The sequence below is a fragment of the Bradyrhizobium sp. LTSPM299 genome (assembly GCF_000938235.1).
Taxonomy (GTDB): Bacteria; Pseudomonadota; Alphaproteobacteria; order Rhizobiales; family Xanthobacteraceae; genus Bradyrhizobium.
In genome coordinates this window covers 23,212-48,090 of record NZ_JYMU01000098.1, presented here as the reverse complement: position 1 = coordinate 48,090, position 24,879 = coordinate 23,212, and the positions used below count along the sequence as shown (strand labels likewise).

24 protein-coding genes are annotated in these 24,879 nt (G+C 63.7%); 10 read left to right on the top strand and 14 right to left on the bottom strand.

Going from position 1 to position 24,879, the window contains the following annotated elements; all coding sequences use genetic code 11:
* Nucleotides 1-6 precede the first annotated feature (6 nt).
* Genes UP10_RS40835 through UP10_RS40810 form a run of 6 tightly spaced genes read right to left on the bottom strand, consistent with a single transcriptional unit; the run spans nucleotide 7 to nucleotide 6,824 of the window.
* Complete coding sequence (locus UP10_RS40835) at nucleotides 7-1,053, bottom strand: branched-chain amino acid ABC transporter permease (RefSeq protein WP_044592803.1); 1,047 nt, start codon at nucleotides 1,051-1,053, stop codon at nucleotides 7-9.
* A complete protein-coding gene (locus UP10_RS40830) occupies nucleotides 1,053-1,925 on the bottom strand; it encodes a branched-chain amino acid ABC transporter permease (RefSeq protein WP_044592802.1) in 873 nt (290 codons plus the stop codon). The genes UP10_RS40835 and UP10_RS40830 overlap by 1 nt, the downstream gene beginning before the upstream one ends.
* Entirely contained in the window at nucleotides 1,926-3,860 is a 1,935-nt protein-coding gene (locus UP10_RS40825) for an AMP-dependent synthetase/ligase (protein ID WP_050044059.1), read from the bottom strand. It abuts the gene before it with no gap.
* Entirely contained in the window at nucleotides 3,860-4,654 is a 795-nt protein-coding gene (locus UP10_RS40820; RefSeq protein ID WP_044592901.1) for an ABC transporter ATP-binding protein, read from the bottom strand. Before UP10_RS40820 ends, UP10_RS40825 begins: the two co-directional genes overlap by 1 nt.
* Nucleotides 4,651-5,505, bottom strand: coding sequence for an ABC transporter ATP-binding protein (locus UP10_RS40815; protein ID WP_044592801.1), 855 nt, complete (start codon nucleotides 5,503-5,505; stop codon nucleotides 4,651-4,653). The genes UP10_RS40820 and UP10_RS40815 overlap by 4 nt, the downstream gene beginning before the upstream one ends.
* Before the next feature lie 5 nt (nucleotides 5,506-5,510).
* Nucleotides 5,511-6,824: a phytoene desaturase family protein gene (locus tag UP10_RS40810; RefSeq protein WP_044592800.1), complete on the bottom strand. Its 1,314-nt coding sequence runs from the start codon at nucleotides 6,822-6,824 to the stop codon at nucleotides 5,511-5,513.
* Nucleotides 6,825-7,123: 299 nt separating this feature from the next.
* Here UP10_RS40810 and UP10_RS40805 point away from each other — a divergent pair, with 299 nt between their 5' ends.
* The 3 genes from UP10_RS40805 to UP10_RS40795 all read left to right on the top strand — a co-directional run bounded on the left by UP10_RS40805 (nucleotide 7,124) and on the right by UP10_RS40795 (nucleotide 9,716).
* Nucleotides 7,124-7,771 (top strand): TetR/AcrR family transcriptional regulator, encoded by a 648-nt coding sequence (locus tag UP10_RS40805; protein WP_044592799.1) that lies wholly within the window; start codon nucleotides 7,124-7,126, stop codon nucleotides 7,769-7,771.
* Between the two features lie 359 nt (nucleotides 7,772-8,130).
* Nucleotides 8,131-9,255, top strand: coding sequence for a serine hydrolase (locus UP10_RS40800; RefSeq protein ID WP_082077544.1), 1,125 nt, complete (start codon nucleotides 8,131-8,133; stop codon nucleotides 9,253-9,255).
* 128 nt (nucleotides 9,256-9,383) lie between these two features.
* On the top strand, nucleotides 9,384-9,716 hold the full coding sequence (locus UP10_RS40795) for a hypothetical protein (RefSeq protein ID WP_044592798.1): 333 nt from the start codon (nucleotides 9,384-9,386) through the stop codon (nucleotides 9,714-9,716).
* A gap of 7 nt (nucleotides 9,717-9,723) precedes the next feature.
* Here the strand turns inward: UP10_RS40795 and glgA are convergent, their stop codons facing one another.
* A complete protein-coding gene (gene glgA / locus UP10_RS40790; RefSeq protein ID WP_044592797.1) occupies nucleotides 9,724-11,178 on the bottom strand; it encodes a glycogen synthase GlgA in 1,455 nt (484 codons plus the stop codon).
* Nucleotides 11,175-12,437, bottom strand: coding sequence for a glucose-1-phosphate adenylyltransferase (gene glgC / locus UP10_RS40785; protein ID WP_044592899.1), 1,263 nt, complete (start codon nucleotides 12,435-12,437; stop codon nucleotides 11,175-11,177). The genes glgA and glgC overlap by 4 nt, the downstream gene beginning before the upstream one ends.
* Nucleotides 12,438-12,715: 278 nt before the next feature.
* On the opposite strand from glgC, the gene UP10_RS40780 reads away from it, so the two are divergent.
* The 4 genes from UP10_RS40780 (at nucleotide 12,716) to UP10_RS40765 (ending at nucleotide 15,379) form a co-directional block, all read left to right on the top strand.
* Nucleotides 12,716-13,948: a rhodanese-like domain-containing protein gene (locus tag UP10_RS40780; protein ID WP_044592796.1), complete on the top strand. Its 1,233-nt coding sequence runs from the start codon at nucleotides 12,716-12,718 to the stop codon at nucleotides 13,946-13,948.
* 101 nt (nucleotides 13,949-14,049) lie between these two features.
* On the top strand, nucleotides 14,050-14,478 hold the full coding sequence (locus UP10_RS40775; RefSeq protein ID WP_044592795.1) for an SRPBCC family protein: 429 nt from the start codon (nucleotides 14,050-14,052) through the stop codon (nucleotides 14,476-14,478).
* Nucleotides 14,475-14,915 (top strand): EVE domain-containing protein, encoded by a 441-nt coding sequence (locus UP10_RS40770; RefSeq protein WP_044592794.1) that lies wholly within the window; start codon nucleotides 14,475-14,477, stop codon nucleotides 14,913-14,915. The genes UP10_RS40775 and UP10_RS40770 overlap by 4 nt, the downstream gene beginning before the upstream one ends.
* Nucleotides 14,912-15,379 carry a MarR family winged helix-turn-helix transcriptional regulator gene (locus tag UP10_RS40765; protein WP_044592793.1) on the top strand — a complete coding sequence of 156 codons (468 nt, stop codon included), beginning with the start codon at nucleotides 14,912-14,914 and terminating at the stop codon, nucleotides 15,377-15,379. The genes UP10_RS40770 and UP10_RS40765 overlap by 4 nt, the downstream gene beginning before the upstream one ends.
* A 55-nt stretch (nucleotides 15,380-15,434) precedes the next feature.
* Here UP10_RS40765 and UP10_RS40760 read toward each other — a convergent pair whose 3' ends face one another.
* Nucleotides 15,435-16,442, bottom strand: a complete 1,008-nt coding sequence (locus UP10_RS40760; protein ID WP_050044058.1) for an NHL repeat-containing protein — start codon at nucleotides 16,440-16,442, stop codon at nucleotides 15,435-15,437.
* Nucleotides 16,443-16,626: 184 nt separating this feature from the next.
* Here UP10_RS40760 and UP10_RS40755 point away from each other — a divergent pair, with 184 nt between their 5' ends.
* Complete coding sequence (locus tag UP10_RS40755) at nucleotides 16,627-16,851, top strand: hypothetical protein (RefSeq protein WP_156180760.1); 225 nt, start codon at nucleotides 16,627-16,629, stop codon at nucleotides 16,849-16,851.
* A 78-nt stretch (nucleotides 16,852-16,929) separates the two neighbouring features.
* Here UP10_RS40755 and UP10_RS40750 read toward each other — a convergent pair whose 3' ends face one another.
* On the bottom strand, nucleotides 16,930-18,165 hold the full coding sequence (locus UP10_RS40750) for a serine hydrolase domain-containing protein (protein WP_044592791.1): 1,236 nt from the start codon (nucleotides 18,163-18,165) through the stop codon (nucleotides 16,930-16,932).
* Nucleotides 18,166-18,334: 169 nt separating this feature from the next.
* Nucleotides 18,335-19,711 (bottom strand): aminotransferase-like domain-containing protein, encoded by a 1,377-nt coding sequence (locus tag UP10_RS40745; RefSeq protein ID WP_044592790.1) that lies wholly within the window; start codon nucleotides 19,709-19,711, stop codon nucleotides 18,335-18,337.
* 94 nt (nucleotides 19,712-19,805) lie between these two features.
* On the opposite strand from UP10_RS40745, the gene UP10_RS40740 reads away from it, so the two are divergent.
* Complete coding sequence (locus UP10_RS40740; RefSeq protein WP_044592789.1) at nucleotides 19,806-20,237, top strand: DUF983 domain-containing protein; 432 nt, start codon at nucleotides 19,806-19,808, stop codon at nucleotides 20,235-20,237.
* On the opposite strand, the gene UP10_RS40735 is transcribed toward UP10_RS40740, so the two are convergent.
* The 3 genes from UP10_RS40735 to UP10_RS40725 form a co-directional block, all read right to left on the bottom strand.
* The gene (locus tag UP10_RS40735) at nucleotides 20,227-21,048 is read right to left on the bottom strand and encodes a carbohydrate ABC transporter permease (protein ID WP_245322202.1); all 822 of its coding nucleotides are present in this window, start codon (nucleotides 21,046-21,048) and stop codon (nucleotides 20,227-20,229) included. The genes UP10_RS40740 and UP10_RS40735 overlap by 11 nt on opposite strands.
* The gene (locus UP10_RS40730) at nucleotides 21,048-21,920 is read right to left on the bottom strand and encodes a carbohydrate ABC transporter permease (protein WP_044592788.1); all 873 of its coding nucleotides are present in this window, start codon (nucleotides 21,918-21,920) and stop codon (nucleotides 21,048-21,050) included. Before UP10_RS40730 ends, UP10_RS40735 begins: the two co-directional genes overlap by 1 nt.
* 87 nt (nucleotides 21,921-22,007) lie before the next feature.
* On the bottom strand, nucleotides 22,008-23,207 hold the full coding sequence (locus UP10_RS40725) for a multidrug effflux MFS transporter (RefSeq protein WP_502692458.1): 1,200 nt from the start codon (nucleotides 23,205-23,207) through the stop codon (nucleotides 22,008-22,010).
* A 318-nt stretch (nucleotides 23,208-23,525) separates the two neighbouring features.
* On the opposite strand from UP10_RS40725, the gene UP10_RS40720 reads away from it, so the two are divergent.
* Nucleotides 23,526-24,860 carry an MFS transporter gene (locus UP10_RS40720; protein WP_044592786.1) on the top strand — a complete coding sequence of 445 codons (1,335 nt, stop codon included), beginning with the start codon at nucleotides 23,526-23,528 and terminating at the stop codon, nucleotides 24,858-24,860.
* The last annotated feature ends 19 nt before the right edge of the window (nucleotides 24,861-24,879 follow it).

Genomic DNA, 24,879 nt, shown 5'->3' with positions numbered 1-24,879 from the left:
TTTTTGTTAATAGCGCAGCGGCCAGTGCACCCAGGCTCGCTTGATGTCATGCCAGACGCCGACCAGCCCGCGCGGTTGGAAGCGCAGGAACAGGATAATGACGAGGCCGTAGAGCATGCTCTTCAGTTCCTGCGCGCCTGTGGTGAGCATCGCGTCCATCTTGGAACTGAGCAGGCTGAAGACGAGGCGGGTCGCTTCCGGCAGCAGCACGATCAAGACGGTGCCGAGCACCGCCCCGAGCGCCGAGCCGAGCCCGCCGACGATCAGGATCGCCAGCGCCTCGATCGAGAGCAGGAACGGAAAGCCCTCGACGCTGACGAACGACAGATAGATGCCGTAGAGCGCGCCGGCGATGCCGGTGATGAACGCACACGTCGCGAAGGCGACCAGCTTGGTGGCGTGCAGATTGATGCCCATCACGCGGGCCGCGGTGTCGTTGTCACGGATCGCCACAAAGGCGCGGCCGACCCGGCTGCGGCGGATGTTGAGGGTGGCAAACAGCGTCAGGATGGCGACGCCGAGACAGAGATAAATAAAGGCGGTATCGCTGTCGAAGCTGACGCCAAAGATCTCCGGCCGCTGCACCTGGAGGCCGCGGGCGCCGTTGGTGAGCCAGCGCATCTCCAGGATCACGCTGTTGATGATGAAGGAGAAGGCCAGCGTCGTGATGGCGAGATAAAGTCCCTTCAGACGCAGCGACGGCGCGCCGACGATCAGGCTGGCGAGCGCCGGCACCACCCCGGCGCCGAGGAAGCCGATCAGCGGGTGCATGTGGCATTTGGAGACCAGGATCGCATAAGCATAGGCGCCGGTGACGAGGAAGCCGACATGGCCGAGCGAGATCAGGCCGGTGTAGCCGGTCAGGACGTTGAGCCCGAGCGCGCCGGTCATCGTGATCAGGATGATGGTGAGAAACGACAGCGCGTAGGAGTTCAAGAGATGGGGCGCGATAATAAGCGCCAGCACCAGCACGGCCGACCACAGCCAGACCGGCGGGGAATCGACCAGCGCGACCAACTCGCCATAAGTTTGCTTGTAATCGCCGGTGCGCATCAGACCCTCTCGATGTCGCGTTCACCGAAGATCCCGAACGGGCGGATCATCAGCACGACGATGATCATCGCGAAGCCCGCGATCTCCTTGGTGCCGGAGCCGATATAGCCGCCGGCGAGATTCTCGGTGATGCCGATTAGGAGGCCGCCGAGGCCGGAGCCGAGCACGGCGTCGAGGCCGCCGAGGATCGTCGCCGGAAACGCTTTCAGCCCAAGCTGGAACATGGCCGGCGACAAATCATAGGACAGCGCGAAGAACACGCCGCCGATCCCGGCGATGACGGAGGATGCGGCCCAGGCCAGCGCATGGACTCGTGTGGCGCTGATGCCCATCAGCAACGCCGTACGGTCGTCGGCCGCGACCGCACGCATCGCCACGCCGATTTTGCTGTAGCGGAAGAACGCCCAGATCGCCACGAGCAGCGCCAGCAACGTTGTGATGACGGCAATCTGCCCGGTGCGCACGCCGATGCCGCCGAGATGCACGATGCCGCGGCCGATGCCGATATCGAGACCGTGCGGATAGGCGTCCCAGATGAAGTTGATGGCCGAGCGCAGGATCACCGCGAGGCCGATGGTGACCATCACGGTCGCAAACACCGGCTCGCCCAGCATCGGCCGCATCACGACGCGCTCGATGATGAAGCCGAGCAGGACCGCCGCGAGAATGGCACTGATTGCGACCACGAATACATTGCCGCTGACCGTGGTCGAGATCGTCCAGGCGATATAGGCCGTGATCATGGTCATCTCGCCTTGCGCGAAATTGACCAGGCCGGTCGACTTGTAGATCACGGCAAAACCCATTGCGATCAGGCCGTAGATCGCGCCGATTGCGAGGCCCGAGATCAAGAGTTGCAGCAGATATTGCATTCAGCCCTCCGCCGGATAAATGATGGCGAGCTCGCGCGCGAACTTCTTCTCGATCATGGCGCGGCGCACTTTCTGTGTGGCGGTCAGTTCGCCGTCGTCATGGTCGAGTTCTTTCTCGAGGACCGCGAAGCGGCGGATGTTCTCGACCCGGGCAAAGCGCTTGTTGGTCTCATTGACGATGTGCTCGACCAGCTCATGCACTTCGGCGAGCTGCGACAGCGACTTGTAGTTGGTGTAGGCCAGCGCCCGGTCGCGGGCCCAGCGGCCGACATTGTCGTAGTCGACCTGGAGGATGGCGCCGAGATACTTCTTGGCCTCGCCGACCACGATCGCTTCCTTGATAAACTCAGAATCTTTCAGCGCATTCTCGATCTCCGATGGTGCGATGTTCTTGCCACCGGCGGTGATGATGATCGCCTTCTTGCGGTCGACCACGGCGATCTCGCCATTGTCGAGCAGCTCGATGATGTCGCCGGTGCGCAGCCAGCCGCCCGGCTCGAGCGAGGCGGTCGAAGCTGTCGCATCGAGGAAGTAGCCCTTGAAGATTCCGGGGTTGCGCAGCAGGATCTCGCCGTCGGCATCACACTTCCATTCGGTCTGCGGCAGCGGCAGGCCGCAACCGCCGATCCGGTGGCAGCTCCCGGTCTGGATGAAGGCGACGCCGCCGCTCTCGGTGAGGCCGTAGCCCTGCGACACCGGGCGGCCGATGATGTCGAAGAAGCGCAGGGTCTCCGGCGAGATCGATGCGCCGGCGCAGAGCCGGTGGCGGCTAGTGGCGAAGCCAAGATGTCGCTGCAAATTGCGAAACATCAGGAGATAGAGCAGCCCGTAGGCCGTGCGATCGAGCCAGCTGTCCTTGCCGGCCTGCCGGCGATCGGACAGTTTGCGGCCCCACGCGAGGCAGGCTCTTGTGAAATCTTGCCACAGCTTGCCGCTTTCGCCGAGCTTGAACAGAAAGCCCTGCTGCAGCTTCTCATAGATGCGGGGGACGCCGACGAAGAAGGTCGGCGCGATTTCGCGGATATTGAGCGCGACGGTGTCGATCGATTCGGCAAAGCTGACGGTGCCGCCGAGCACGAGATGCGTCACCATACCGTAGCAACGCTCGGCGACGTGACAGAGTGGCAAGTAGCTCACGGCTTCGAATGGCTTATCGGCGATGCCGACGGTCCTGGCGTAGGCGTAGGCCGCATAGACCAGGTTGCGGTGCGTCAGCATCGCGCCCTTGGGTGGGCCTGTCGTGCCCGAGGTGTAGACGAGGATGCAGACATCGTCGGGCGCGCCCTGGCTGATCAGGCGGTCGAGGGTGGCGTTGGCCTCGGGGCTCTCCAGCGCATAAGCGTTGCCGCGTTCGCACAGCGCCTCGAACGACATCAACTCGGACTGGCGATAGTGCCGCAGGCCCTTCATGTCGATGCAGACGATGGCCTCAAGGTCGGGCAAGCCGCCATTGTTGGCCATCGCATCCAGCACTTTGTCGGTCTGCTCCTGGTCGCCGGTGACGACGATGCGGGCGCCGGAGTGCTTGACGATGTATTGCAGCTCGACCCAGGGATTGGTCGGATAGATCCCGACGGCGACTGCGCCGATCATCTGGATGCCCAGATCGGCATAGAACCATTCCGGCGCGTTCTCGCCGGCGATGGCGACGCGGTCGCCCGGCTTGATTCCGAGCGAAAGGAGCCCGAGCGCAACCGCGCGCGCCGTCTCGTCATAGTGGCGCCAGGAATACGGATTCCAGATGCCGTATTCCTTTTCGCGCAGCGCCAGTGCCTCGCCGTGGATCGTGGCGCGATGCTGCAGCAATTGCGGGATGGTGATGGCGGCGTCTTGTAGCGCGTTCTGGAACGCATCGGCATCGGTCACGGGCGCACTGCGCGCTATGTCGGCTCGCATCGACGGGTGGACGGTTCGCAGGCTGTCCAGGGTCGACATCAGGCGCCTGCCTTTGCCGCGGCCTCAGTGCGGTGGCCGCCGAGATAGGCTTCGGCGACGGCGGAATCGCGCCTGATTTCGTCGGGCGTGCCTTCGGCGATCTTGCGACCGAAGTTCAGTACATGGATACGGTCGGAGATGTCCATCACGATGCGCATCTCGTGCTCGATCATCAGCACGGTGATGCCGAGCTCGTCACGGATGTCGAGCACGAAGCGCGCGATGTCCTCGGTCTCCTCCTGGTTCATGCCGGAGACCATCTCGTCGAGCAGCAACAGCTTCGGCTCGCAGGCCAGCGCGCGGGCGAGTTCGACGCGCTTCTGCTGCCCGTAGGAGAGCGTGCCGACGACCGCGTCCCTGACATGCTCGATCTCGAGGAATTCGATGATGTGCTCGACGCGCTGCCGCGCCGCGATCTCCTCCTTGCGGGTGCGGCCGAGGAACATCACGGCATCGAGCACCGTCGAGCGCAGATGGGTGTGGCGGCCGGTCAGGATGTTCTCGACTACGGTGCCGTGCTTGAACAGCGCCAGGTTCTGGAAGGTGCGGCCGATCCCGACGGCGGCGAATTTCCACGGCGAGATCGTGGCAAGATCGATGCCGTCGAACGCGATGCTGCCACCGTTTGGTCGTAGCACGCCTGAGATCATGTTGAACAGCGTGGTCTTGCCGGCACCGTTCGGGCCGATCACGCTGCAGATCTCGCCTTTGGTGACGCGGAGGCTGACGTCGGCCACGGCCTGCAGGCCGCCGAAGCGCTTACTGAGGTTCTCGACGGTGAGCAGCGCGGTCACGACAGCCACCGCTTGCGGCGCTTGTAGTGCTTGACGTCGCGCAGGCTCTTGCGCCCCGCGCGGGAGATGCCGAGATAGAATTCCTGGACGTCCTCGTTGGCGGTGAGCCTCGCTGCCGTGCCGTCGAGCACGACCCGGCCGGTCTCCAGGATGTAGCCATAGTCCGCAATATCGAGTGCGCGCTGTGCGTTCTGCTCGACCAGCAGCACGGTCATCTTCAGCTCGTCGCGGAGGCGAGCGATCACCTCGTAGATGCGGTCGATGATCAGCGGCGCCAGCCCGAGCGACGGCTCGTCGAGCGCGAGCAGCACCGGATCGGTCATCAGGGCGCGGCCGATCGCGAGCATCTGCTGCTCACCACCGGACATGTAGCCGGCAATCTGGTCGCGCCGCTCGTAGAGCCGCGGGAACAGCGCAAACACCTTGTCGCGGCGTTGGCGCGCATCCGCGTTGGTCCTGGTGTAGCCGCCCATCTGCAAATTCTCGTCGATGGTGAGGGCTGCGAACACGCGGCGGCCCTCCGGCACCTGGACGATGCCACGGCGGACCAACTCGTCCGGTGCGAGATGGTGCACGTCGTCACCGCGGAAGCGGATGCTGCCGTTCTCGATCACGCCTTCTTCGGTGTAGAGGATGCCGGACATCGCCTTCAGCAACGTCGATTTGCCGGCGCCGTTGGAGCCGAGCAGGGCGACGATGCCGCCCTCGGGCACTGCGATCGAGACGTCGCGGATCGCTTCGATTGCGTTGTCGTAGACGATGCGGATGTTGCGGAATTCGAGCAGGCAATCGTGCGCAGGCGCCGCCTGTGGTGCGCCGGGGGGCATTTTGGTCGGGATCGTGGTCGGCATCGCTCTCAGACCCGGCCGGCCTGTGGCATTCGCGGGCGTGCGGCAAGGATCGCATCGGTGACGATCTTCGCGGTCTCGGCACAGGCCTGCGTGCCGCCATTGCCATATTGCTTCACCGCGTCACCGACGCACCAGAGGCCGTCGATGCCGGTTTCCCGCGGCAGATCGTAGCCAGCGCAGCTCCGTTGCGCCGGCCAATCGTCGCGCATCACGCGGATCGACAGGATTTTGGCCTGATCGAAATTGTTGAACTGCTCGCGGAGATCAGTGAGGGCGAGTTCGACCTCGGCCTCCGAGTCGAAATCGCCAAGCGCGGGGATCGGCACGGCGTAGGCAACATAGAGATGCCAGTCCGGCGGCGCGAGCTCCGGACAGGTCGCAGTGAGGTTGGCCATGTTGCAGAGCCGGCGCGTCTTGCCGAAGGTGATGATGCCGGGATGGTTCATCAGCGGCTCGCGGCTGGCGACGTTGATGACGATATTGGCGGCCGGGCGAAGCACGTCCTTCACCTTGCCGACGTAATCCGCCGGGAAGACTGCTTCGCCGGCGAGCGCGACCGTGGCCTTGGGTCCTGCATTGCTGATGACGAGATCGGTGTCGATCCGCACCCGTTCGCCGCCCCTGATGACGGTGACGCCTTCGACGCGGCCGTCAGCCGTGTGGATCATTACCGCCGGCGTGACGAGCCAGATGTCGCCATTGCGGCGGATCGCAGTGCCGAGGCTGTTCCAGACCCCGATCGTGCCTTGCGGGCAGAAGCCGAACTTCTTGAAGGCGCCCTTGCTGGTAAAATAGGTGAGGAAGGCGCGGGCCGGCAGTTCGTCGGCATTGCAGGCGAAGATCGCGGCGCAGAGATTGCGAAACAGCGCGTGCACGGTGGCGTTGCTGGTATAGCCCTTCAGCCAGTCTTCGGTCGATTGCCGCCCGTCGGGCAAATTGCCGGAGCGCGCGTCGGCGAATTTTTCCAGGATGCGCGAGGCCTGTTTCGTGAGTTGCCCGAGCAGCAGCGACCAGCCGCCCCGGCCGACGTCGATCAGCTTGCCGTCGATGAAGAAGGAACTCGCAGGTTCGGGTGAGCGGATATCGAGCGGGGCGCCGACGGTGTGGAACGTCTCCTCGAACACGCCGCCGAATTCGATCGCGATAGCGCCGATATTGACCTTGAAGCCGTCGATCTCCTCGGTCGAGGCGCGCCCGCCGAGCCGGTCCTTGTCGTCGACGACGAGCGTATGCAGGCCGCCATGGGCCAGCCGCGCCGCGGCGCACAGCCCGCCGGCGCCGGCTCCGATCACGATAGCATCGACCTTCTGAGCATCCACGAACTGCCTCCCTCGATGCCGCCGGTTGCTCCCGGCATGCGCGATCTGCTTGCTTGACGGCCGTCATCCTAATATAATCCGAACGGCCGTTCAAATTATTTTTTGCCGCAGGCCGAAGGTTCGTCCAAGGGGTGGTCGAAGGGGACGTCGAAGGGTTCGTCGAAGGGTTCGTTGCGGATGTTGCAAGAGGTTCTGGTGGATGGCCCTGCAAAGCGCGGGAGTGCCGGGCAAGGCTCTAGTATAGAGAGACCGGAGTCGCCTGATCGCGACGATGCCTGTTGTGGACAAGAGAGACGCTGATGGCGCGGACGCGCTCGGAGAATTACGACGACATTCAGCGGGGCATCCTCACCTCGGCCTGCGGCCTGTTCGCCCGACAGGGCTACATGCGCGCGTCGATCTCGGATCTCGCCGACGCCTGCAAGCTCTCGCGCGGCGCGCTGTATCACTATTTCGATTCCAAGGAAGCGATCCTGTTCGCGATCCTCGATGCGCATATCCGCGAGATGATTACGGATGTCGAGGCTGCGATGGCCGGCAAGACGACGACGCTGGAGCAGTTCCGCGCCGCGATCCAAGCTATCGTCGAACTCAACGCGCGCTCCAGCGACGAGCAGCGCGTGATCCTGAACGATTTGTCGTTCCTCGGTGAGACCGAGCAGGCCGCCATCAAGGCGCTGGAGCGCCAGTTGGTCGACGTGGTCGCCGACCTCCTGATCCGGCTCGACAAGGAAGGCAAGATCGTCAAGCGGACCAAGAAGATCTACAGCATGATGCTGTTCGGCATCCTGAACTTCAGCCACACTTGGTACGATCCGAGAGGCGGGGTCGACCCAAAGGAGTTCGCCGACATGGTGGTGGACCTGTTCCTGTACGGCTTCACCATGCCGCTGCCGGCCAAGGACGCCGCCAAGGATACCGCGAAGCCGCAGCGCCAGCGCGCCTGAGCCCGGGCACGATGTCGCAGCATTCGTCTTACGCGGCGTCGGCCCAGAATACCGCTCGGTCGCGACCGCCAGCTAAGTCGCAGCAAATCAAGACGATTCCTCTGGGTGAAAACTGGAGCCCGGATATGGAACCGGAATCGCGGCGATCTTTCGCTTGAATCGATGGGACCACAGCAAGCTTCGATTGACGAATTGTTGCTAATTAGAAACGTCCCTGGACGGGATGCTGTGCTCGCAGGTGCCGATCGAGTTCCGGCGCCGTCGCTGGTGCGCACGGGAGGGCGGTTGCAATTGCCGTAACGGTTCTGGCCGACGGAACGGTCATTGCGCCGCCTCTTTCCCGCCTGAGGATCACGGCAATGAGGCTGTGGCTCATCGTCCAGATTGTGACCGCTTTGCTTGCCGTGTCCGCGATTGCAGGCGCGGGCTCGGAGCCCGACATGCAGGCGCAGATCCAGGATATCGTGACCGCCGAACTCGCGCCGACTACGACCGCGACCGACCCGGGTGGTCTCGCGGCAGCCGTTTATGCCGGCGGCCGTCTCGCATTCTTCAACTACGGCTTCGCCGACGACGCCGCCAAACGGCCGATCACGCCGGATACGCGGTTCAATCTCGCATCGCTGCGGAAGATTTTTGAGGCCACGCTGGTCGCGCTCGGCACCGGTCGCGGCGAGCTGCGACTGGATGATCCCGTCAGCAAATATCTGCCCGAGTTGCGCGGCGATTATATAAGCCGCGTCACCATCGGCGAACTCGTCACCCATACGTCGGGGCTGCTGCTGCCGACCGATCATCCGCCCTGGCCGGACCAGACTTTCAGCCGCGACCAGTTCATCGCGATGCTCAATGCATGGACCCCGCATGCGGGAGAACAGCCCGGCAAGCAGCGCATCTACAGCCACGCCGGCTATGTCCTGCTGCAACTCGTGCTCGAGCGGCGCTACGGCATGCCGATCGGCGTGCTGATCGACAACCGCATCCTCAAGCCGCTCGGCATGACATCGACATTCATTCCGGAGCGCGGCGAGGACAATCGCGCAGTGATGACGCCCCAGATCATGCAGCGTGTGGTCCAGGGTTACTCTGATCAGGGCGTGCCGATCGGTCCACCGGGCAACCAGCAGAGCTACTACGACTTCGCAGGCACCGGCCAGATGTTCTCCTCCGCCCGCGATCTCGGCATCTTCCTCCGTGCCTGTCTCGACGGCGCGGTGATCGATCCTGACCTGCGCGCGGCACTTGAGATGACCGAGCGCGAGAGTTTCCGGGTCGACGACAAGTTCGGGCAGGCGATGGCGTGGGAGCATGTGCGGCTCGATGGTGTCACCGTCGTCGACAAGCCCGGCGGCCTCAACAACGCCTCGGCCTATCTCGGCCTGGTGCCGGCGCGAAAGCTCGGCATCGTGCTGCTCGCCAATCGCGGCGAGTATCCGCACGAGATCGCGCGTTACAGGATATTGCCGGCGCTCGCGCGACTTTAAAGGCAGCGCGTGCCAATCCAATGACACGCTTGCGCAAATGCCGAGGCGGGGTGCGAAAATTGTCATGGCGCGGCACGACGGCCGGCTGTATAAGCCAGTAGCTTCTTCTCCAATCTGAAGAGGCTGACATGACCGACTTCCCCGCTTCCGACATCCTAACGTCCGACTTGCATACGTGGCTTTCGCAACAGCACCACGGGCTGCGGACCTTCAAGACCTTCCAGCAAAAACTCGAGACCTTGAGCAGCGACGAGCCCGAGCAACGGGCCGTGTGCCGGCTGCTGAGCGGTCTCGTCGGCAGCTATATCGAGGCTTTCGATGAAGCTCCGCTGCCCGTCACGGTCGCCGACCGCGCCTATAGCCGCTTGCTCGATCTCGTTGCCAGCCTCGATCTGCGCGGAAATACCGACCGGCGGCTGGCCGACATCAACCGCATCGCGGCCTGCGATCTCCTGCGCTGATTGTGCATCAGCGACGCGTCGCGACGAGTTCGCGATAGAGCGCGGCGTATTGGCCGGCACGGTTGTGCCACGAGACATCTGACGTCATGCCGCCATGTTGCAGCCGGCGCCAGGTTACCTTGTCGTTGAATAGCAGGTTCGCCTTTCGGAGCGCGTGGGCCAGCGCTTCCGATGTGACGGGTGCGAACTTGACGCCGGTCGCCTCCCCGCCGGTGACCGCGGCTTCGCCGACGTCGAGCACCGTGTCGGCAAGCCCGCCGACATCAGCGACAACAGGGACTGCGCCGTAGCGCAGCGCGCATAGCTGGGTGAGGCCGCAGGGCTCGAACCGCGACGGCACGGCGAGCGCATCCGAACCCGCCTGGATCAGGTGGGCCAGCGCCTCGTCATAGCCGATCTTCACCGAGATCCGTCCGGGATTAGCATCAGCCAGCGCCTGATAGCGATCCTGGAGATCGCGATCGCCGCTCCCAAGCAGAGCCAGCTGGATGCCTTCGCCCAGCAGCGTCGGGACGTTGTCGAGCAGAAGATCGAGGCCCTTCTGCCAAGACAGCCGGCTGATGACGCCGAGTAGCAGCGCATCGGCTGCGGGATCGAGCCCGAAGCGTTGCTGCAGCTCCGCCTTGTTTGCCGCGCGTGGCACCAGTTGCTCCGCACTGAAACGCGCGGCGATATCAGGATCGGTTGCCGGATTCCACACCGCGATATCGATGCCGTTGAGGATGCCGCTCAGCACATCGGAGCGTTCGCGCAGCAGGCCGCCGAGTCCCATGCCGCCTTCGTCGCTCTGGATCTCCTGCGCATAGGTCGGAGACACCGTGGTGATGCGGTCGGCGAATTGCAGGCCGGCCTTGAGGAAGCTGATCGTGCCGTAATATTCGACGCCGCCGACCGCGTAAGACTCATCCGGCAGTCCGAAGCTCGCGAGCATGTCGGGCGAAAATTGTCCCTGATAGGCGAGGTTGTGAACCGTCATGACAGTGCCCGGCCGCGGCAGGTTGCTGTAGTGCAGATGGGCCGGCACCAGCCCCGCTTGCCAGTCATGCGCGTGCACGACCTCGGGCACGAAGGAGGGGATGGCACCCTGGCCGATCTCGGCCGCTATCCGCGCGAGCGCCGCAAAGCGGATGCCATTGTCCGGCCAATCGTGGCCGTCGGGACCGACATAGGGGTTGCCCGGGCGCGCGAACAGATGCGGCGCATCAAGCGCGTAGAGATCGAGGCCGTCATGCGACCCGCCGAGCACGCGGACCGGCCCGCCGTAGAATTCCTGCCAATCCAGCAGCGTTTCGGCTGAGGCAAGCGCATTGAGGACGCTGGGATATCCAGGCACCAGCGTCCGCGTCGCAACATCGTGCTCCCGCAACGCCGCCGGCAGCGCGCCGGCCACGTCGGCCAGCCCGCCGGTCTTGACGATCGGGTAGATTTCCGAGGCGACCGCGAGGACGCGGATCGGCGTCATGTCCCGAGCCTGTCGATCATCGCCTGCGTGATCAGCGAGATGCCCTGCGAGGTCGTGCGGAATCGCTTGCCGTCGGATTCGGGATCCTCGCCGACCACGAGGCCCTCCGGGATCTTCACACCGCGATCGATCACGACATTCTTGAGCTGTGCGCCGCGGCCGATATTGACGTAGGGCATGATCACCGCATTCTCGATGCTGGCATATGAATTGACGTGCACACCGGTGAACAGCAGGGAACGGCGCAGCGATGCGCCGGAGATAATGCATGCGCCCGACACCAGCGACGTCACCGCCTGTCCGCGCCGTCCGTCCTCGTCGTGGACGAATTTGGCGGGAGGCGTGATCTCGGCGTAGGTCCAGATCGGCCAGGAGCGATCGTAGAGATCGAGCTCCGGCACCACATCGGTGAGATCGATGTTGGCGGCCCAATAGGCATCGACGGTGCCCGCATCGCGCCAATAGGCGCGGGGATCGTCGCCCGAGCGGACGCAGGAATCGTTGTACTGATGCGCGATCGCGCGGCCGTGCTTCACAATGTAGGGAATGATGTCCCTGCCGAAATCGTGAGCCGAGTTCGGGTCGGCGGCATCGCGGCGCAATTCGTCGAACAGGAATTCCGAATTGAAGACATAGATGCCCATACTGGCGAGCGACTTATCCGGCTTGCCCGGCATCGGCGGCGGATCGGCCGGCTTTTCGAGGAAGGACTGGATCAGGCCATTTTCGTCGATATGCATGACGCCGAAGCCGCTGGATTCTGCCCGCGGCATTTCCAGGCAGCCGACGGTGACGTCGGCGCCGCTCTCGACATGCTGCTTGAGCATAATCTCATAATCCATCTTGTAGACGTGGTCGCCCGCCAGCAGCACGATGTATTTGCTGCCATGCGGCTCGATGATGTCGATATTCTGATAGACCGCATCGGCTGTGCCGACATACCACTGCGTTTCCGAGACGCGCTGGCTCGCCGGCAGGATATCAAAGCTCTCGTTTCGCTCCGGGCGGAAGAAGTTCCAGCCGCCCTGCATGTGCCGGATCAGGCTGTGGGCCTTGTACTGGGTCGCCACCGCGATGCGGCGGATGCCGGAGTTCACGGCGTTGGAGAGCGCGAAATCGATGATCCGGGATTTGCCGCCGAAATAGACCGCAGGCTTGGCGCGCCTGTCGGTCAGCTCCTGAAGTCTGCTGCCGCGTCCGCCAGCCAGCACGAAGGCGAGGGCGTGGCGGGACAGCGGTTCATTTACGATGGGCCTCATGATCTTCCTCCAGGGCTTCACGGTATGGCCCCGCTGCCTTCTCTTTCGGAAGGCTTGATCGGGCACAACGGGGCCGGCTGCGAACGTAGCAAGCGGCCCCGGTTGAGCAAAGCGGTACGGTGAGTTTCGTTCCGTGATCCCGCGGGGCGGGGGCCTGCAAGCAACGCAGGGGCCGGTATGTCGGCCATTGACCGAGCGTCATTTCGGTATAGAGGAGGCCGGCCCATCGCTTCCGCCCCGTCCCGAATTCCAGACCTGTATTCCAAGGCCCCTATTCCATGACGATTTCAACCGTGACACCCCAAGATATCCGCGCTGCATTGCTGCTGCGCCAGGAGATCGCGCTGCTCGATCTCAGGCATGAGGCTGAGTTCGCCACCGGCCATCCGTTGTTTGCTGCCAACATGGCGGTTGGCCGGATTGCGATCGAGGCCGACCTGCGGCTGCCGCGCAAGGATGTGCCGATCGTTCTCTATGATGATGGTGAAGGGCTGGTTGACGCCGCAAGGGACCAATTGCAGGCGCTGGGCTATGGCAATGTTCGCGCGCTGGCCGGCGGCCTGCAGGCCTGGCGTTCGGTAGGCTACGAGGTGTTCCAGGACGTCAATTCCTACGCCAAGGCGTTTGGCGAACTGGTCGAGGCGCGGCGCCATACGCCATCGCTGAGCGCGGACGAGGTCGCGTCCCTGATCGCAGCGAAGGCCAATATCGCGATCCTCGATGTGCGGCGGTTCGACGAATATGCCACCATGAACATCCCGGGCTCGGTCAGCGTGCCCGGCGCGGAACTGGTGCTGCGTGCGGGACGCGCCGCGCCCGATCCTGACACCACCATCATCGTCAACTGCGCGGGGCGAACCCGCTCGATCATCGGGACGCAATCGCTGATCAATGCGGGGCTGCCCAACAAGGTGCGGGCGTTGCGCAACGGCACGATCGGCTGGACGCTCGCCAAACACGGTCTTGAGCACGGCGCCGACAAGCGCGGCGATATCGGACCATTTGACGGTGCAAAGGACAATGCGCGCGACGTCGCCTATCGCGCCGGTGTCCGGCAAATCGGCACCCGCGAGCTGGCCGCGTTGCAGGCGGACAACACGCGCACGCTCTATCGCTTCGATGTGCGTGATGCAGATGAGTACGCGTCCGGCCATCTCGCCGGCTTCCGCCATTACGCGGGCGGCCAGCTCGTCCAGGAGATCGACATGGCGGCGCCAGTGCGCGGCGCGCGCATCGTGCTGTCGGACGACAGGAGCATCCGCGCCGACATGACGGCGTCCTGGCTCGCGCAGATGGGCTCGGACATCTACGTGCTGGATGGTGGTTATGACGGCCCGCGCGACGCTGGACCGCCGCAAGTCCTGCCCAAACCCGATCCCGCACACCGCTACCGGCGCCCCTATGAAGGCACCGCGGTCGCTGAGGCGGCGATGCAGGCTTATCTCGACTGGGAATATGGCCTGGTCGAACAGCTCAGGCGCGACGGGACGCACGGGTTTTACGTGATCTGAGAAGGGGTGTCCGATCACCTCATGCGGCGCCACAAAGGGCTTGCATCCCTATACTAAGTACGCTTATAATAAGTTAACTTATCAAACAGGGAGCGAGTACCATGGCCGCACAATCCGCCTGGCAGACCCAATTCAGCATCGAGACCGCCGCGATCCCGGAGACGATCTGGGCGCTATTCCGGGACGTGACCGGATGGACGCGCTGGAACGCCGGGATCGAGTCGATCGCCCTCGAGGGCCCGTTTGCGGCCGGCACCAGCTTCGTCATGAAACCGCCTGGCGAGGAAGCGCTTCGCTCCGTGCTGACGGAGGTGCGCGAGAATGAGTGCTTTGTCGACGAGACCCGGGTCGGCGATCTCGTCATTGCGGTCGCGCATCGCATCAAGCGCCTCGATCCGTCGCACACCCGCGTTACCTACGCGGTCGATGCGCGGGGCGAGGGGGCAGCCGAGATCGGTCCGATGATCTCGGCCGATTTCCCGGATGTTCTGGCGGCGCTCGTTGCCGCCGCGGAAGGGAGGCGGTCATGACCGGCTGGCTCGGCGTGGTGTCGCGCAGCCATGTGCAGCGCGGCGTTGCCGGCGGTTTCGCGCAAGTGTGCCACGGCAAGGCGCAGCCGCTGCGGCGGATGCGCCCGGGCGACTGGCTGATCTACTACTCGCCGACGATCGAGATGGGCGGCGAGGCGCTACGCGCCTTCACGGCCATCGGCGAGATCGCCGATGACGAGGTTTTCGAGCACGATATGGGCGGCGGCTTTGTGCCGTTCCGCCGCCGCGTGCGCTACGCGACTGCGCGCGAGGTTCCGCTCGCCGATCTCAAGGACCGCCTCGATCTCTGTGCCCAGCCGAACTCGGGCATGGCGCTCCGTCGCGGACATCTGTTGCTGACATCAGGTGATTTTGCGACCATCGCGCGCGCCATGGACGTGAAAGTACCTGATGTGAAAGCACCCGTGCCGGCATGACGAGCAGGAAACAAACGGCCCCGCCGCTGCCGACGCGCTTCTCCGGCCCGGCAGAGAGCCCGGGCTTCCTGCTGTGGCGGGTCTCCAACGCGTGGCAGCGCCGGCAGCGTGCGGCGCTGCAGCCGCTCGGTCTGACGCATTCCCAGTTCGTGATCCTGGCCTGCGCCACCTGGTTCGGCGAGAAGGAGCCGCTGACCCAGGCGCGGATCGGCGAACTCACCGGCGTCGACCCGATGACGACATCGCAGGTCGTGCGCTCGCTCGAATCCCTGAAATATCTGACGCGACATCAACACCCCGACGATCCCCGGGCGAAACTGATTGCCGTGACAAGCGCGGGGCGCGCCCTGGCGCAGAAGGCGGTGGTCGTTGTCGAGGAAACCGATGCCGCCTTCTTTCGTCCGGTGGGCAATGACGCAGGCGGCCTCGTCAAGCTGCTGCAAACGCTTGCGGGTGACGGTTAGCGCGCGGGGCGGACGATCCCGCCCATCCCGCGCGCACTCATCGCCGACCCGATCGTTACTTCGGCAGCGTGATCGGCGTCAGCGTGAACGGACCCGGGTCCTTCCCCTTGTTGTCGCCGATGATGTAGGACAGCTTGCCCTCGGCGACCCAGCCGACACCGCCGACCTGCGTCACCGAGACCGGCTCGGCAAAGCCGTCCTTAATGGTGTCGATCTCGGCCGCATCGCCCTTGACCGTGACCTTGTCGAGCTTGCCATTGCCTTCGATCAGCAGAAAGCCGTTGCCATAGGCGCGCATGGCGTCGGTATGGTCGAGCGGTCGCGACGGTTTCAGCTCCGTCACCGCGCCCGCGTTGCCGTCCTTGACATCGATCCTGAACAGCTTTGCGGGGACGAACGTCGTGACATAGAGATTGCCGTCCGCGCCGATTGCGATGCCGTCGAGCCCGACGCCGTCCTTGGCCGGCGCCAGTTGTGGATCGGTGGCGAAGGTCGCCAGCGCGGTGCCGCCGGGCTTCAGGCTGTAGACGATCGGCGTGAAGGAATCGCTGACATAGGCGGTGCCGTCGCTGCCGACCACGATGTCGTTGCAGAGCGATTTTGGATCGCTGAGGGCAAAGCTGCCCTTCGGCGTACCGCTTTTGAGGTCGAAGGTTTTCAGCCAGGCGCCCTTGGTCTCGCTCGGGCCTGCGACGCCGAAGCCAGAGATGTCGTTAGAGCAGACATAGAGCGTGCCGCTCTTCTCGTCGGCGAGCACGCCGAGCGTCGAGCGGCTGTCGCCGGCTCCCGGCTTGACCAGTTGCTCCGGCTTGCCGCCCGTCGGAATCTTCGTCACCCCGCCGAGATTGAAGCTGCCGACATAGAGCGCGCCGTCGGACGTCGAGGTGATGCTCTCCGGAAAGCTCTTGTCGGGAACACCGACGGGAGCCGTCTCGGCGCGTGCGGCGCAGGCCGTACCAAGCGTGAGGATGATAGCCGCCGCACTGAGTGCAGATGCGCGACGGATCTTGAGCAGGTCTCCCTTTGCGCGCGGATGTCCCGCGTCGCACTTTTGTTTTGTCATGTTGGCGTTTCCTGATGGGACGTGGTCCGACCAGGCAGGAATTGTAAGGCGATCGTCGCCGGTCGACGGCTTATTGGACTTGCAGGTTCCCGACCGGATTGTTTCACCCGCCTGCCTTGTCGCCATCGATATATACGATAGTATATAGCGAGTGGGAAGCAGCCGATGGCGGAAGGGGCGCGTCATGGAACGTGAGTTGGCCTCGCAGCACCGATGCATGGGCTGCGGCGGCGTCATCGATGGTCTCGCCGACGATGCTGCGATCGGCCGCGACGCCCGCATCGGCCTGTTCGCCGACGAATGCGGCTTCGTCTGCAATGACTGCACGGCAAGCCTGATCGAGGCCGCAGCGCGGCGCCGGCGGGAGATGGTCCACCGGAAGTGGCCGACGCGCGAGCGGCGTGTCTAGTGGATGCCAGTTCGCGTGAAGAAAATGCGCCAAAAAAGAATCTGGAGCTTCGGTTCTGATTCAATCAGAACCGAAGCTCTAGTCTGCCCCGAATGCGTCGTAGACCAGTTTCCTGAACGCCGGCGTAATGCGCTGTCGCTCGGTCTGGGTCTGCTCCAGCATGATGTAGATCATGTCGAGTTTCGGATCGACACCGAAATAGGTGCCACTGCCGCTGTCCCATTTCAGCTCGCCGATCGAGCCCGGCGGCAGTGGCTTGGCAATGCCGGGATCGGTGCGCACGGCGATGCCGTAGCCATAACCAAAGCCGTCGCCGGGAAAGTACCAGTAGTCGCGGCCGACGCCCGAGCCCGGCCCGATATGGTCCGTCGTCATGGTCTTGAAGGCGGCGGGTGAGAGATAGCGCTTGCCATCTAGTTCGCCGCCGTTCAGCAGCAGCTGGGCGAAGCGTGCGTAGTTGAGGATTGTCGACAGCAATCCGCCGCCCCCGGATTCCCACTCGGGGTGCGCGCGCCGGTCGCGCTCGCCGTCGATCAGGATGGTGTCCGACGGCAGCGGCTCGGCCAGCCGCGTCCGCTCGGTCTCCGGATCGAGCACGAATTTGGTGTCCTTCAACTGCATCGGATCGAAGATGCGCTCCTTCTCGAACTGATAGAGCGTCTTGCCCGTGATGACCTCGATCACGCGGCCGAGCACGTCGGTGGAATGACCGTAGCGCCACAGCGTGCCGGGCTGCCGCGACAGCGGCAGCTTCGCCAGCCGCGCGACAAATTGCTTGTTGTCGAATGGACCGTCGAAAAGATGGCCCTCGTGGTAGAGCTTCTGGATCCAGTCGGCGCCGATATATTCGTAGGTGATGCCCGAAGTGTGCCGCATCAGGTCCTCGATGGTGACCGGGCGGATCGGCGGCACCAACTCCAGCTTGCTCAGATCGTTCCCGCCATCCGGCTCGATGCCGACCTTCACGTCGGCGAAAGCCGGGATGTATCTCGACAGCGGATCCTGCGGCGACAGCCGGCCCTCATCGACCAGCATCATCGCGGCGACGTTGGTGATCGGCTTGGTCATCGAATGCAGTGCGAAGATCGTGTCCGGCGTCATCGGCGCCTTGGCCGTGACATCGCGGAAGCCGAAGCTCTTCAGATAGACCGGCTTGCCGTGCTGCTGGATCAGGATGACGGCGCCCGGAATCCGTCCCGTTCCGACCTCGTTGTTGAAGAACGCGGTGATGTGCTCGAGCTTGTCCGGCGACGGGGCAGGGATGTCGGAGGCGCGCGTCGTGTCGATTGTGACTGCTACAAGACATGCGATCATCACCGTCGCCGCGCGAAGCGCTCGGGCGACAGCATGGACGGTCCAATCATACCCGCATGACATCTATAATTGCGCCCCTGCCTGATGTCCCGAATGCGAGTTCTAACGCGGGCACCCCGCATAGCATAGTATTTTTGGGCGGTATTATTCCCTCGACGGTTGACCAATTTTACACGATCTGCGTTGCACCGACCGGCGTGCGGACCGCGCCCGACAGCACCTGCAGCGCCTGGCTCAATTCGGCGCGGTTGCGCGCGGCGCCGAGCGACACGCGCAGGCCGCGCGGCGCTGGTGCTCCCACCGCGAAGGCATCTTCGCCGACGACAGCCAGGCCGTTGCGCATCAGGTGCGACAGGAGGTCGGTGCCGTCGAAGTGTTTTGGCAGCGGCATCCAGAGATGATGGCTGGCCGGCCGCGCCGCATAGCTCACGCCCTTGAGGAAACGGGTCGCGAGTTGCTGCCGCGTTGCCGCCTCGTTGCGGATGGCGCGGATGATCTCGGAGGCCACCCCGGAGCGCAGCCATTGCGTGACCAGTGCGACCATCAGCGACGGTGACATCTGCATGGTGGCCTGCAGGCCTGCGCGCATCCGCTGCTCGGCGCCCTGATCGGGCGCCAGCAGATAGGCAACCCGCAGCGCCGGCGCGATGCATTTTGCGATGCTCGCCGCGTAATAGGTGCGCTCGGGGATGAGGGTCGCGATCGGCGCGATCTGTGGTTCGAGCGGGCCATAGACATCGTCCTCGATCAGCACGCAGTTCCGTTTGCGGATGATCTCGGCGATCGCCTTGCGCCTGGCGGCGCTCATCGTCGCCGTCGTGGGGTTCTGCTGCGTCGGTACTAGGTAGACCGCCTTCGGCTTGTGCTTGCGGCAGGCCTCGTCGAGCGCGTCGGGCCGCGCGCCTTCCGCATCCATCGCGACGCCGACGAGACGAACATCAAGCCGCGCCGCGGCAGCCTTCACGCCGGGAAAGGTCAAGGCTTCCGTCAACACGACGTCACCGGGCGATGTCAGCGCGAGCAGCGCGTTGAAGATGATCGCCTGCGATCCCGGATAGATCACGATGCGGTCGGCCGATGCCTGCGGCAGGCACGGCTGCAGCCAGGAGGCCGCGACCTCGCGCTCATCGGCGCTGCCGCCGGGACGCGCGTAGCCGAGATAGGCGGAAAAGCCGGCTTCTGAACGCAGCGTCGCCAATCCTTGCGCGATGCGGAGATCGAGATTGGCCTCGACCGGCTGCGGCGGCAGGTTCATCGACAGGTCGATGTTGACGGGTGCAGGCAAATCCGAGGCGGCGCGCGCGGTGGTCTCGGAGACGAAGGTGCCCTGGCCGACGCGGGCGTCCAGCAATCCGCGCCGGCGCGCCTCGCCATAGGCGCGCGTCACCGTGGTGAGATCGATGTCGAGCGCCGAGGCCAGCCCGCGATGGGTCGGCAGCCGCTGGCCGCGAACCAGCCGTCCGCCGGCGATATCGGCCGCCAGCGCATCGACGATGCGCAGGAACATCGGGCCGTGCCATTCGGAAACTGTAGGGATCCAATCCATGCAATCTAGTGCATTGTCTTTGATTGTAGGTCTCGAAATTCATATTGTATGGATCATCCGACCAGGTCAAGGACGACGGCCAAGGATTACGACAATGAGCGAGACGGTTTCACTGCCAAAGGCGATGTTGCGCGGCTTCACGATGAAGTGCCCGAACTGCGGGCGCGGCCATCTGTTTGGCCGCTTCCTGAAAGTGGCCGATCATTGCGAGGTGTGCAGCGAGGATTTCACCCCGCAGCGCGCCGACGATTTTCCGGCCTATCTCGTCATCGTCGTGGTCGGCCACATCGTGGTGCCGGCGCTGCTCTGGATGGAGATGACCTACGCGCCGCCGGCCTGGCTGCAACTGGCGATCTGGCTGCCCTTCACGCTGTTCAGCGCGCTCGGGCTGCTGCAGCCGACCAAGGGCGCGATCGTCGGTCTGCAATGGCAGTTGGGGATGGAGGGATTTGCGGCGTCGCGCCGGCGGTTGGCGCCGGTGCGGGCACGCAACGCGACGCACAACGACCTATCGGTCAGGCTTTAATGATAAAGCCGCGGGAGATGTAGTTCCGCACAAAATAGATCACTCCCAATCCTGGCAGAAGCGAGATGACGGTCATGGCCATGACCAGGCCAATGTCTGTCCGGAAGTTGAACAACGCGTTGATCGCCATTGTGATTGGCTTGCCCGCTGTCACCGTGAGGATACGTGCGAAAACGACTTCGACCCAGGAGAAAATAAAGCAGAAGAAAGCTGAGACGCCGATGCCCGGAGCGATGGCCGGAATGAGATGACGAAAGAAGAACGACAGCCATGAGTGACCGTCGAGGTACGCCATCTCGTCAAATTCGCTTGGGACCGCCGCAATGAAGCTTTCGAGAATCCAGATCGCAATTGGGATGTTGAACAGGCAGTGGACCAGCGCAATCCCTATCGGGGAATTCACCAGATTGAACTGAGCAAAGAGAACGAAGATCGGTAACGAGAGCACCACTGGTGGCGTGATACGAAAAGTCAGCAGCATAAAGAAAAAATGCCGGTCACCGACGAACGCATAACGCGCAAAGGCATACGCTGCAGGCAATGCAACGGTCAGGCAGAGCGCGACGTTCATCATGACATAGAGAAACGAATTGAGAATCGAGGATGTCAGGGCAGGCGATCGAATGACGTTCAAATAATTGACGAGGCTGAAACGGCCTTCAGGAATGCCATCCCGCGGCAAGGTAGAGGTAAAGCTGACGATGAGCGTCTGCGCAAAGGGAAGGATGAGGAAGGCCGCAAGGGCGAGAAACGCGAGGAGTATCAGAAGCGACCTTGCCGTGTTTCGGCGGAGCATGTCTTGATCGCGCATTATGCACGCTTCACGGTTTGGAGTTTCTTGCGGCCGTCCATCGTTGTCTTGAATGACCACGCGACAATCAGGATCATCAAGAAGTAGATCATCGACCGTGCTGCCGCCATGCCGTAATTAAAACCCTGGATGTCTTCTCCGAGGTCAAGGCTGAGAAAAGTGGTTGCTCCGTTTGGCCCGCCGGCGTTGATGCGGAATGCCTCCGTGTAGATCATGAAGCTGTCGACGAAGCGCAAAAGCAGCGCCATGGATAGCACGCCGCCGATCTTCGGTAGCTCGATATGCCGGAATATCTGGAATCGCGAGGCGCCATCGATCGCAGCGGCCTGGTAGAAGGCAGGCTGGATGCTCGACAAGCCTGAATAGGCAAGGACCACCACCAGCCCCAACCAGTGCCAGGTATCCATGACGACGAGCACCAACCATGTATGGATGGCGTTGAACTTGTAGTCGAAGGCAATGCCGAGCCAGGCGAAGGTGCGCCCCGCCAATCCTGCGGGACTGATCAGGTTCAGCCACATGATCGGGATCATGTTCGACGGGACAACCAGTGGGGCCGCCAACAACATCAGGGCAACGCTCTGACGCCAGCCGCTGCGAGGTAATATCAGCGCGATACCGACGCCAAGCGGAATCTGGACGCAAAGAACAATCGCGGAAAAAACAACGCTTCGAGCGAGGGCGTCATAGAATCGTTCGGTCGACAGGATGTCGCGATACCACTGAACGCCGACCCAGTTTAACTGCTGGAGGGAGAATATATCAAAGAAGGAGTAGTTGAAGACTGTGACGAGCGGAACAATGCCGACGAACAACAGGACTGCAACCGCAGGAAGCATGAAAAGCCATGCTCGATTATCCAAAGGTTTCATCTACTCCGCCGATGAGCGTCGGGCGTTGACACCAAGGATGTGCCACAGTTCGGGGAGGCGCGCTCCACGAGGGCACCTCCAGAATCCTCAGACCGGGTGATGATGCGGCCGGAACATGCGGCCCTTTTCCGTGATCAGCACCACGGCGAGTGCGGCCAGCGTGCAGAGCAAGAAGCCGGTCGCGAATGGCAGCAGCGTGCCGTCGTAATCCTGGCCGATCGTGGTGCCGATTCCGATCCCGAGCAGCGTGGTGATCGTGCCGTAGAGCGATGAGGCCGTGCCGGCGATCTTGCCCTGCGGCTCCATTGCGAGCGCGGTGAAGTTCGCCATCATCAGCCCGAAGGCAAACATCATCAGCGCTGCCAGCACCATGAACAGCGGCAGCGACAGCGTCTCGGTTTTGACAGCGACGAGCAGCACCGCGGCGACGACGACAAAGCCCGATATCGCGGCGTGTGAGATCACGCGCATCCCGATGCGGCCGACAATGCGCGAGTTGAGGAAGCCCGCCACCGCGACGCCGACCGCGATCGCGGCAAACGCGAGCGGGAAATAGTGCCCGAGCTTGAAGACCTCGGTGAAGATCTGCTGCGACGAGAATACGAACGCGAACAGCGCGCCCTGCACGCCGCCGGCGGCGAGCGCGTAGCCGAGCGTCTGGCGGGTGGTGACCGTCTGGCGGAACGCGGCGAGCACGTCCGGGATCGCCAGCGACTTGCGGTTCTCCGGCGCCAGCGTCTCCGGCATGCGCAGCGCGCTCCAGGCCAGCGCAATCACGCCATAGATCATCAGGATGACGAAGATGCCGCGCCAATGCGTCAGCAGCATCACCGCCTGGCCGAAGGACGGCGCGATCACGGGGACGGCGATGAACACCATCATCGCCAGCGACATCACGCTCGCCATCCGCCGTCCGGCGTAGCAGTCGCGCACGATCGAGGTGGCGATCACGCGGGTGGCCGCGGTGCCGAGCCCCTGCAGCGCGCGCGCCAACAGCAGCGTCTCGAGCGAGGGCGCCATGATCGCGAGCAGGCCGGCGATGGTGTAGACGGTCATGCCGCCGAGCAGCACCGGACGGCGGCCGAAGCGGTCCGACAGCGGGCCCATGACGAACTGGCCGACGCCGAAGCCGACCAGGAAGATCGACAGCACGAGCTGCGGACGGTTGGCGTCGACGATGCCGAAGGCGGAGCGGATGTTCGGCAGCGCCGGCAGCATCATGTCCATCGCCAGCGGGTTCAGCGCCATGATGGAAGCAATAATGATGACGAATTCAGGAAAGCCCATCGGGCGGTGGCCTGAGGAGACCCAGGCATCGGCATTGATGTCAGACACTTATCGACCTCTTGGGGAGCCTGAATCATAGCGATCTTGCTGCGCTGCACAATCCGCGTTTTGGGATGGGTGCCCGGCGGTCACAGGTGAGGTAGCCCGGTCAGGACCGGTTGAAGGGCGTTTTTCGCCCCAAATACGGTTGCATGAGCAACCATTTTGCTCGTGCCGCGCGTGAAGTTCTGCTATCTCAGCCACCAGAACCTCGCAGGGCCTGCGCGTCGCGGCGGATGCCGATCTTGCGAGAGTAAAAACGGGTACGGGGGAGGCCACATGTCCATCGAACTGTCCGCGCGCTCGCGCGGCGCTGAACTGTCGGATGAGGAACGCAAGGTCCTCACCGCGACGCTCGTCGGCACCACGATCGAATGGTACGACTTCTTCGTCTACGCGCAGGCGGCAGGCCTGGTGTTCGGCGCACTGTTCTTCGCGCCGATGAACCAAAACAATCCGCTGCTGGCGCAGATCGTGTCATTTGCGACGCTCGGCCTGTCGTTCCTGTTCCGCCCGCTCGGCGCCATCGTCTGCGGTCATCTCGGCGATCGCTTCGGGCGCAAGAACATGCTCGTCGTCACGCTGCTGTTGATGGGGGCTGCGACCGCGCTGGTCGGCATGCTGCCGACCTACGCACAGATCGGCGCCTGGGCGCCGGCGCTCCTGATCCTGCTGCGCATCCTGCAGGGCTTCTCGGCCGGCGGCGAGTGGGGCGGCGCGGCGCTGATGGCGGTGGAATCGGCGCCCCGCGACCGGCGCAGCTTCTTCGGCTCGTTCCCGCAGATCGGCACGCCGCTCGGCATGATCCTGGCAACCGGCGTGTTGTGGGTGCTCACGGCGAGCCTCGGCAAGCAGGCGATGATCGAGTGGGGCTGGCGCATCCCGTTCCTGCTGTCGATCCTGCTGATCGTGGTCGGCATCGTGATCCGCCGCACCGTCGAGGAATCGCCGGTGTTCCAGGCGATGCAGCTCCGGCGCAAGGAATCGGCGGCGCCGATCAAGGAGCTGTTCCGCAATCACAGCAAGGAGATCCTGCGCACCGCGTTGATCTTCATGGCCAACAACGCGGCCGGCTACATCCTGATCGCCTTCATCATCAGCTATGGCGCCAACACGCTGAAGATGCCCTCGGAGCAGCTTCTGCTGGGCGGCACGCTTGCCGCGGTGAGCTGGTTCATCTTCACGCTGATCGGCGGCATCCTCGGCGACAAGATCGGACGTGTCAGGTGCTTCCAGATCGGCTACGGGCTGATGGTGCTGTGGGCGGTGCCGATGTGGTTCCTGATCGACACCCGGAACCTGCTGCTGTTCTTCATCGGCGCGGTCGGCCTCACGGTTGCGCTCGGCCTGTCCTACGGCCCGCAGGCGGCGCTCTATGCCGAGCTGTTCCCGGCCAAGGTGCGCTATTCCGGCGTCTCGATCGGCTACGCGCTCGGCGCCATCCTCGGCGGCGCCTTCGCGCCGATGATCGCGCAATGGATCATCGGGACCTACGGCGAATCCTGGCGGGTCGGCGTCTACATAGCGGTGCTCGCGGTGATCTCGCTGGTGACGGTGTCCACGATCAAGGATCCGCAGGGCGTCGATCTGAACGTCAACGACGCGGGCGGGTAACCAGTAAGGCGAAGATTGG